Origin of the sequence: Kitasatospora sp. NPDC056181 (assembly GCF_042266225.1) — a bacterium.
Classification (GTDB): domain Bacteria; phylum Actinomycetota; class Actinomycetes; order Streptomycetales; family Streptomycetaceae; genus Kitasatospora.
In genome coordinates this window covers 47218-49074 of sequence record NZ_JBHJUK010000061.1, presented here as the reverse complement: position 1 = coordinate 49074, position 1857 = coordinate 47218, and the positions used below count along the sequence as shown (strand labels likewise).

Here is a 1857-nt window from a genome sequence, read left to right as displayed (position 1 = left end):
CCTGGCCGTCCCCCCAGTGTGCCCCCTGCTGTGGCGTGGGGGTGGACCACGCCACCCCCGCCCCCCCCCCGGCCCGGCCGCCCCCTCCCCCGTCGGTGGGGGCGCCCGCCCGGGACCGGGCGGACGCCTCCAGCCACGCGCTGAGCTCGCGGACGGCCACCAGCCGGACCGCGCCGGCCTCGGTGGTGCACCCGAGCACGCGCTCGCCGTCGAGGGAGGTGGTGACGAACTCCGGCCCGCCCGACTGCCGGTCGAGCGCCCCGGCGAGGTCCCACCGGTCGGAGAGCCGGACCCGGGACCATCCGCGGCGGCGCCGGCCGCCCGCGCCGGGGGTGCCGGGGACGTCGATCAGGAACGCGCCGGCCTCACCGGACGGCCCCTCGCTGGACGGCCCCTCGCCGGACCGTCCCTCGCTGGCGGGCTCGACACCGCCGCACGACCCGCCAACTCCGTCGGACGACCCGCCGCGCGCGAACACCCCCTGCTCGACGGCGAGACGGTGCCACTGCCGGTTGACCTCGGCGGCGAGGTCCGGGTGGTCGGCCGGCACGACGACCGCGGGGTGGTCGCCCCCGGCGCGGACCGCGCGCCAGGCCGCCGCGGCCAGCCTCACCCCCGGGACCTCTCGGCTCCCGACCCGCTCCAGCCCGGCCCGGTCCAGTACGTCGTCCAGCTCGCTCTGCCCACCCGTCATACCGGTCATCATCGCGCACGGATGTCCGCAGGTCGGGGGCGGGAGGCCGTCCGGCTCCGGCCCCCGACGAAGGCGCGGCTACCAGGCGTAGTCCTCCGGGGCCGGCTTGTGGCCGGGGAAGAGTTCGTCCAGCCGGTCGAGCGTCTTCTGGTCGAGCTTGAGGTCGAGCGCGCCCACCGCCGCTTCGAGGTGGGCGGGGGTGCGGGGGCCGATGATCGGGGCCGTGACGGCCGGGCGGCTGAGCAGCCAGGCGAGGGCGAGGTCGGCGGGGTCGGTGCCGAGTTCGGCGGCGAGGTCCTCGTAGGCCTGGATGCGGTCGCGGTTGGCGGCGAGGATCTCGGAGGCGTGGCCCATGGAGCCGCGGACGGCGGTGCCCTCGCGCTCCTTGCGCAGGACGCCGCTGAGGAGGCCGCTGCGGAGCGGGGACCAGGGCAGCAGGCCGAGGCCGTAGTGCTGGAGGGCGGGGACGACCTCCAGCTCGATGGTGCGGTCGAGCAGGTTGTAGAGGGACTGCTCGCTGACCAGGCCGAGGAAGTGGCGGGCGCGGGCGGCCTCCTGGGCCTGGGCGATGTGCCAGCCGGCGAAGTTGCTGGAGCCGACGTAGATGATCTTGCCCTGGGTGACCAGGACCTCCATCGCCTGCCAGATCTCCTCCCAGGGCGTGTCCCGGTCGATGTGGTGCATCTGGTAGAGGTCGATGTGGTCGGTGTTGAGCCGGCGCAGACTGTCCTCGACCGCACGGCGGACGGCGAGGGCGGAGAGGCGCCCCTCGTTGGGCCAGTCGCCCATCGGGGCGTACGCCTTGGTGGCGAGCACCGTCCGCTCGCGGCGGCCGCCGCCCCGGGCGAACCATCTGCCGATGATCTCCTCGGTGCGGCCCTTCAGGTTGCCCTCGTTGTCGCGACCGTAGGCGTTGGCGGTGTCGAAGAAGTTGATGCCCCGCTCGTGGGCGGTGTCCATGATCAGGTGGGCGTCCGACTCCTCGGTGTGCGGGCCGAAGTTCATGGTGCCCAGGCAGAGACGGGAGACGGTCAGGCCGGGGGGGGCCCGGGGGGGGTAAAACAAACCCCCCCCCCAACGCCCCCCCCCCCCCCCCCGGCCCCACAAAAACCCAAAAGCGCCCGGGCCCCGCCCCAAAAAACCCCCAAACGCCGCCCCCCCCC

Annotated in this window: 1 protein-coding gene and 1 pseudogene; both read right to left on the bottom strand. The window is 75.2% G+C overall.

Annotated elements, in window-relative coordinates; all coding sequences use genetic code 11:
* Positions 1-694 (bottom strand): annotated as a pseudogene (locus ACFC1F_RS23030) (hypothetical protein); the annotation flags it as partial.
* A gap of 78 nt (positions 695-772) precedes the next feature.
* The gene (locus ACFC1F_RS23025) at positions 773-1759 is read right to left on the bottom strand and encodes an aldo/keto reductase (RefSeq protein WP_376160823.1); all 987 of its coding nucleotides are present in this window, start codon (positions 1757-1759) and stop codon (positions 773-775) included.
* Between the last annotated feature and the right edge of the window lie 98 nt (positions 1760-1857).